Raw genomic sequence first — 7,292 nt, forward strand, 5'->3', positions numbered from 1 at the left:
GATAGAAACTACCTCCAATGGAATATGGGGGTAGTTTTTTATTTGGTTAAAATCTTAATGTTTATATACAAAAGTAAAATGAAACTCCATAAATTATTAACTTACGAAAAAAAAGTAGCTATTTTTTCATTGACATAGAGTATAACTTTTTGTATTATACTTACATAAGGTAAGTTATTTACTTATAAATTATAATTCTCGAATTAAAAATAAAATGAAAAAAGGGAGAGAATACAATGACAAAAGTACTATTTATTACAGCAAATCCAAATTCAGCAGAAGGTTCTTTCGGAATGGCAGTAGGAGAAGCTTTCATCGAAGCGTATAAAAATGAGCATCCACAAGACGAAGTAGTAACAATTGATTTATTCAACACTACAGTACCAGCAATCGATGCAGATGTATTCGCTGCATGGGGTAAATTTGCAGCAGGTGAAGGCTTTGAAACTTTAACTGAAGCTCAACAACAAAAAGTTGCAGCAATGAACACAAACTTAGAAACATTTATGCATGCAGATCGTTATGTATTCGTAACTCCAATGTGGAACTTTAGCTACCCACCAGTAGTAAAAGCATACTTAGATAACGTAGCAATCGCAGGTAAAACATTCAAATATACTGAAAACGGTCCAGTTGGCTTATTAGAAGGTAAAAAAGCACTTCACATTCAAGCTACAGGCGGCGTTTATTCTGAAGGAGCATACGCAGCTGTAGATTTCGGTCGCAATCACTTAAAAACAGTATTAGGGTTCATCGGTGTAAATGATACTGAATATATTGCGGTTGAAGGTATGAATGCAAACCCTGAAAAAGCACAAGAAATTAAAGAAGTAGCAATTGCTAATGCGCGTGAATTAGCAAAACGTTTCTAATATAGAATACTTAAAAAATGTCCAAGCACTTGCTGTTTGGACATTTTTTCTTCTTTTTCCTTCGTTTGTCTAGTATAATGAAGGTCGGAATGATAATAGGTGGGGGTTCTGTATGATTCAAACGTTTTTTAAAATCTTTTATTTAATTTTAATCGTAATTGCGATTACACCGAGAATGTGGCGTCTTAAAAAACAAGTAAGTACGATGTCACCGCAAGAAAAAGATAGTGTTGTGTATAAAACAACAAACTGGTTTGGTAAGAAAATGGTACGTGTAGCTGGAGGGGCAGTAGAAGTAAAAGGACTTGAAAATGTCCCGAAAGACAAGCCAGTACTCGTTGTAAGTAATCATCAAAGTAATATGGATATTCCTGTTTTACTAGGTTACTTAAATAAGCCAATTGGATTTGTTTCAAAGGCAGAGATTAAGAAGTTTCCAGTTGTACCAACTTGGATGGAACTTATGAATTGTGTATTTATGGATCGTAATGATCGTCGTCAATCTCTTAAAGCAATTAAAGATGGAATCGAGTTATTAAAGAACGGACATTCTATCGTAATTTTTCCAGAAGGAACGAGAAGTAAGGGCGGCGAAATAGGAGAGTTTAAAGCTGGTAGTTTTCACCTTGCAGTAAAATCTGGTGTAGCAATCTTACCTGTAACGTTGGATGGGACATATAAAATGTTTGAAGCGAATGGAAATCGCATGAAACGAGCGCATGCAACCGTAACGATTTCTAAGCCAATTACGCCTGAAGAGTATGCGAATATGGATATTAAAGAGTTAACGAAGCATACACAGGATGTTATCGCATCACAATTACATAAGTAGTAAAAAAGGTTTCAGCTTACATAAAGCTGAAACCTTTTTTATTACGCTGTAGGTAAGACATAAAAGAGTACGCAGAAAAACATCATTGCACTACCACCTAAAACGAAAAGATGCCAAATGGCATGATTGAAAGGCAACTTTTCCCAAAGAAAGAATATAGCCCCTACAGAATATAAAATTCCGCCCGCTAACAGTAGTGAAAAACCATGTCCAGTTAGATTTTCATAAAGTGGTTTAATAGCAACGATTATGAGCCATCCCATTATGACATAACATAATGTTGATGCCTTAATAAAGCGACGTACAAAGAAAATTTTGAAGATGATACCTCCGATTGCTAGTGTCCATATAATAGCAAGTAACGTCCAGCCTAATGGTCCACGAAGCGTAATAAGTAAAAAAGGAGTATACGTGCCAGCGATTAATAAATAAATGGCTGAGTGATCTAAAATAGTAAACAATTTTTCTACCCTTGGATGGTGAATGCTATGTAACAATGTTGAAAACAAGTACAGTAAAAACATGCTTACACCATAAACCGTAAATGCAAATACAGCAGATGCGGTACCATGCTTTGAAGCATGAATAATCAATATAATTAAGGCAGGGATGCTTAAAATGGCACCGATACCATGTGTAATTGCATTTGCAATTTCTTCTTTCACAAATTGCGTCATTCGTGTCATTTTTTTAGTCATAATGCAAATCCTTTCTACTATTATAAAATAATATGTCGTTTCCCTTACCATATCATACACAAGGACAATAGAAAATGAAATTTGTATAATTGATTATATTTTTGAATTTTTTTGACAAAAGGCAATGGATTTGTTGACGTTTTCAAACTTTTTTGACAAAATAAAATTATGTAATAGTAGGACAAGGAATCTACTAATAAAGGGGATGGGGAAATGTTTTCAAATATTGGCTTTCCAGGGTTAATTTTAATTTTAGTAGCTGTACTCATTTTATTTGGACCTAAAAAATTGCCGGAAATCGGGAAGGCTTTAGGGGAAACGTTAAAAGAGTTTAAAAAATCAACGAGAGAATTGACAGATGATGCATTTCAAGAGAAGGAAAAGAAAGAAAAAATGTAATGAATTTTCCTTGTAATGGATAAATAAAGTGTGGTGAACGAGATGGAAGATCAAGAAATGAGCGTAGTAGAACATATTGTTGAGCTTCGTAAACGAGTAATATATACAGTCTTATCATTTGTATTATTTTTAATTATTGGATTTGCTTTTACGAAGGATATATATTTTTGGCTCGTAAAAGATTTGCCGATGAAGTTAACAGTTCTGGGACCGAGTGATGTATTGTGGATTTTTTTCTCGATTGCTACAGTATTTGCTATCGTTTGTACAATTCCTTTTGCTGCTATACAAATTTGGTTATTTGTAAAACCAGGTTTACATCCAAATGAACAAAAGATGACAGTGATGTATATACCGGTATTGTCTATATTGTTTATTTTAGGTTTATGTTTTGGATATTTCGTTGTAATGCCGTTTTTATTTCATTTTTTAACTACGATAGGTAATGAAATGTTTAATACGATGTTTACTACAGAAAAATATTTTCATTTTGTACTTAATTTAACAGTACCATTTGCTGTAATTTTTGAATTGCCTGTAGTGGTAATGTTTTTAACAAGTATCGGACTTTTAACAGCAGAATTTCTTGTGAAAATAAGAAGATATGCTTATGTAGCTTTGATAATAATCGCATCGTGTATATCGCCACCAGATTTTTTATCACATAGTTTAGTAGCGGTACCGCTTATTTGTATTTATGAAATTAGCATCGCGTTATCAAAGATTGTTAGTAAGCGAAAACAGAAAAGAGAAGAAATGCATTCGAAAAGTGCCTCGTTATAAAGGCACTTTTTTATTTAGTTGTTATACTATAGCTATAAACGTATACAATATAAAGAAGAAAAAAATTATAGAATCTCCAAAATTTAGACAAACTTTGCGCTTTTATACGTTTATACTGAATGTATTAAGCAATTTACGGATAATGAGATTCCCGTCTCAAAGTGTATTTAGGATAGGGGATGGATTAGGTGGAGATGAGTAGTGTATAAATCTTCTAACCATAAGGACTATAGGGATTGTCTAAGGATACTGTTGTATTCATGAGAGTCTCCACTTTAAACAACGTGTTACAGCGTAAAGTAGAGGAAGTTCAAAAATCCAGTGAAAAAGAGGATTGATATTGTGATTACGAAAAGTTTTTATTTCACTCATTCAACAGGGGATTGTATTAAAATATTCGAAATCCCCGTCCTACAGGCGCAGCATCCATTATCGTTTCTAATTCAGTCCCGTCTTCAATTATTTATCGCAAAAATTCAAAAACAAAAGCACCCAAGATTTTCATATTCTTTCCGTGAATATTTACAAAATTGTTTGAAGTGGAATGATTATTTAAATGTATATAAAACAAATACGCTTGAAAAAAATGCATGATACAGAGGAGGGACAGGGTTAAAAACTCTGTCTTTTTCATTTTAGATATAAAAATATAATTAATTTGATGAAATTTCGTTCCAAATTGTTGAAAGCAATGGGAATACTAGTATAATAACAAGGAGAGCGTATTGGAAAGGGAAGAATATAATATGCAAAAAATTAAAATTGTAACAGATTCAACAGCAGATTTATCACAAGAGGTAATTGAGAAGTATGACATTCATGTTCTACCATTATCAATCTCTGTAAATGGACAAACATATTTAGATCGCGTTGATCTACAACCAGATGAATTTATTGAAGAGATGGCAAAATCAGAAGAATTACCAAAAACATCACAACCAGCTATGGGTACATTTGTAGAAATGTACGAAAAGCTAGGGGAAGATGGGAGCGAAGTATTATCCATCCATATGACAGGTGGAATGAGTGGTACTGTTGCAACAGCAAATAGTGCTGCATCAATGACCGATACAAAAGTAACAGTTGTTGATTCTCAGTTCATTAGCCATGCATTAGCATATCAAGTTATTGAAGCAGCGAAAATGGCAAAAGAAGAGCGCTCACTAGAAGATATTTTAAACCGAATTGATGAAGTGAGAAAAAACACTCGCTTATATGTAGTCGTAGATACATTGGAGAACTTAGTAAAGGGCGGACGTATTGGTAAAGGAAAAGCATTTATTGGTTCTTTACTGAATATCAAACCAATTGCAAACCTCGATGGTGGAGCATACAATCCAGTGACAAAAGTTCGTAGTCAAGGGCAGATTGTAAAGACGTTAACAAAATTATTTGAGCAAGATACAGCTGGAAAAGTTGTGAAAGCTGTTGGGATTCCTCATGCAAAAGCAATTCCGTTAGCTGAAAGTATGAAAGCAGCGATTGAAAAAGCGAGTGGATTTGCACAATCTGAAATATTCTATACAACTCCAGTTATTAGTACTCATACAGGTCCAGGCGCAATTGGATTTATGTATTTAGCAGAGTAATAAAAAAGCTACTTGAATATTTCAAGTAGCTTTTTTATGTGAAGAGCACGTAAGAAATAAGAAGAGCTATACAGGCACTACCGCTAATGATATAGCGAATCTGCAAATATTCATTCATAGAAAACACCCTTTATGATTTTCTATAGTATATGATGGGTGCAAGAAATAAGTAGTTCCGTTATACATGTAACGTTTCAATTTTTTCATTTACGTGTGTATCATTTGTTACATTACTGTAAGTGAAAGTTTGGCCTAAAAAGAGAACATGCAGTTGTTCCCATGGTAACATACGTAAATTCCAGTTGTTTCGAAGTCTAGTTATTGCCTCACGAGGTGTTTCATCTGCGAGTGCGAAAGCTCCGTAGTGCATGGGAATAAAATGCGTAGCCTTTAAATCTAAATAAGCTTGCACTGCCTCTTCGGGTGAAACATGAGATACTTTCATAAACCATTCTGGCTCATAAGCGCCAATTGGCATAAGAGCAATATCAATTGAAAATCGCTTACCAATCTCTTTAAAGCCTTGGAAATAGCCACTGTCACCGCAATAATAAATGGTTTCTGTCGTGTTCGTATTATCAATAATCCATCCACCCCAGTGGGAAGTGTTCATATCAAATAAGGATCTTCTCGTCCAGTGTTGTGCAGGGACGAAGTGGAAAGCTACTTCATGAATGGTTATGCTTTCCCACCAGTTGTATTCTTCAACCTGTGTGAACTTTTTACGAGTAAATAATTTTTTTAGTCCGATAGGTACAAGGTATAGAACATCATCATTTAGCTGACGAAGTGTTGAAAAATCTAAATGATCATAATGACCGTGTGAAATAAGGACGATATCAATTTTAGGTAATTCTTTTATAGAAAGTCCAGGTTCTGTAAGTCTTGGAACTAGCTTTAATTTATTGGCCCATACTGGGTCTGTTAATATATTAAGTCCATTCGTTTGGATAAGAAAAGTGGAATGCCCAATCCATGTGACAGTCGTTTTTGTAATATTACTTTGCAAAAATGCATTTTGTTTAACGGGTGATTGTTCTACTAAGAAAGAAAAATCTTTTTTGTTCTGCTTTCGTTCTTTACGCCATCGTAAAAAAGAACGAATTGGTTTTTTTGTGCTAACATTATCCATATTTTCATAGCGCTTTGCCATGAACATCACCTCATTTAAAATCGTTGTATTTGTATTGTACCGAAATGTTGTTAAGGAATACAGCGAAAAACATGGATTAATGTTAAAGGAATTGTTAAAAAATAGGGGGATGTATTTACAAAATTAACAATAAAATTAGTTTTGCAAATACTATTTCGAGAGATAATAGTGAAAAAATATATTTTGTCTAGTAATTCGCTTGAAATAAAGAAGTAACATACGTAAATTCGTACGATTTCGTGAACAAATGAAGTAAACAATTTTCTCGTAGTGTTTTCTTTTGTTATGATAAACATAGCCTATTTAAATTTAGGATAGAGAAAAGAGGTTTATAAATGAAGCGTTATCAAAAAATAATTGGTCTTATGGTTGTATTTTGTCTCTTTGTACTTGCTGGATGTAGTGGATCGGGTTCAAAGCTTCGTAAACCATTAAATTGGGATTTAGAAACTTTCCAGTTCACAAATCAAGATGGAAAGCCATTTGGTACAAAAGATTTAAAAGGAAAAGTTTGGGTTGCAGATTTCATGTTCACAAACTGTCAAACAGTTTGTCCACCAATGACGGCTAATATGGCGAAATTACAAAAAATGGCGAAGGAAGAGAAATTAGACGTTCAGTTTGTATCATTTAGCGTAGACCCTGACCTTGATAAGCCAGAAAACTTGAAAGCTTTCATTCAAAAGTTTACAGAAGATACAAGTAACTGGAACTTGTTAACAGGTTATTCGTTAGAAGATATTACAAAGTTTTCAAAAGATAATTTCCAATCACTTGTAGATAAACCAGAGAATGGTCAAGTTATACATGGAACATCATTTTATTTAATTGATCAAAACGGTAAAGTGATGAAGAAGTATAATGGTATTAGTAACACGCCGTACGAAGACATTATACGTGATATGAAGCGATTAGCGGATTAAAAAGAAGGGTGCAAAGCACCCTTCTTTTTCAGGCTGTGGAGAA

The 7,292-nt window shown here is 33.8% G+C and carries 9 protein-coding genes; 7 read left to right on the top strand and 2 right to left on the bottom strand.

Annotated features, from left to right (window positions below; all coding sequences use genetic code 11):
- Positions 1-236 precede the first annotated feature (236 nt).
- Positions 237-872, top strand: a complete 636-nt coding sequence (locus COE49_RS11005) for an FMN-dependent NADH-azoreductase (RefSeq protein WP_088230382.1) — start codon at positions 237-239, stop codon at positions 870-872.
- A gap of 112 nt (positions 873-984) precedes the next feature.
- Positions 985-1,704 carry a lysophospholipid acyltransferase family protein gene (locus tag COE49_RS11010; protein WP_088230381.1) on the top strand — a complete coding sequence of 240 codons (720 nt, stop codon included), beginning with the start codon at positions 985-987 and terminating at the stop codon, positions 1,702-1,704.
- A 41-nt stretch (positions 1,705-1,745) separates the two neighbouring features.
- On the opposite strand, the gene trhA is transcribed toward COE49_RS11010, so the two are convergent.
- Entirely contained in the window at positions 1,746-2,402 is a 657-nt protein-coding gene (gene trhA, locus COE49_RS11015; protein ID WP_098252920.1) for a PAQR family membrane homeostasis protein TrhA, read from the bottom strand.
- A gap of 213 nt (positions 2,403-2,615) precedes the next feature.
- Here trhA and COE49_RS11020 point away from each other — a divergent pair, with 213 nt between their 5' ends.
- From COE49_RS11020 to COE49_RS11040, 4 genes are all read left to right on the top strand, one after another.
- Entirely contained in the window at positions 2,616-2,801 is a 186-nt protein-coding gene (locus COE49_RS11020) for a twin-arginine translocase TatA/TatE family subunit (RefSeq protein ID WP_088230379.1), read from the top strand.
- Between the two features lie 42 nt (positions 2,802-2,843).
- The gene (tatC, locus tag COE49_RS11025) at positions 2,844-3,584 is read left to right on the top strand and encodes a twin-arginine translocase subunit TatC (RefSeq protein ID WP_088230378.1); all 741 of its coding nucleotides are present in this window, start codon (positions 2,844-2,846) and stop codon (positions 3,582-3,584) included.
- Between the two features lie 342 nt (positions 3,585-3,926).
- Positions 3,927-4,178: a DUF2535 family protein gene (locus tag COE49_RS11035; protein ID WP_000629012.1), complete on the top strand. Its 252-nt coding sequence runs from the start codon at positions 3,927-3,929 to the stop codon at positions 4,176-4,178.
- A 152-nt stretch (positions 4,179-4,330) separates the two neighbouring features.
- Complete coding sequence (locus COE49_RS11040; protein ID WP_088230623.1) at positions 4,331-5,173, top strand: DegV family protein; 843 nt, start codon at positions 4,331-4,333, stop codon at positions 5,171-5,173.
- 178 nt (positions 5,174-5,351) lie between these two features.
- Here COE49_RS11040 and COE49_RS11045 read toward each other — a convergent pair whose 3' ends face one another.
- Positions 5,352-6,326 carry an MBL fold metallo-hydrolase gene (locus COE49_RS11045; protein ID WP_088230377.1) on the bottom strand — a complete coding sequence of 325 codons (975 nt, stop codon included), beginning with the start codon at positions 6,324-6,326 and terminating at the stop codon, positions 5,352-5,354.
- Positions 6,327-6,661: 335 nt separating this feature from the next.
- Here COE49_RS11045 and COE49_RS11050 point away from each other — a divergent pair, with 335 nt between their 5' ends.
- Positions 6,662-7,249, top strand: coding sequence for an SCO family protein (locus tag COE49_RS11050; RefSeq protein WP_078418580.1), 588 nt, complete (start codon positions 6,662-6,664; stop codon positions 7,247-7,249).
- Positions 7,250-7,292 lie beyond the last annotated feature (43 nt).

The sequence above is a fragment of the Bacillus sp. AFS029637 genome (genome assembly GCF_002584985.1).
In the GTDB taxonomy this organism is placed as follows: domain Bacteria; phylum Bacillota; class Bacilli; order Bacillales; family Bacillaceae_G; genus Bacillus_A.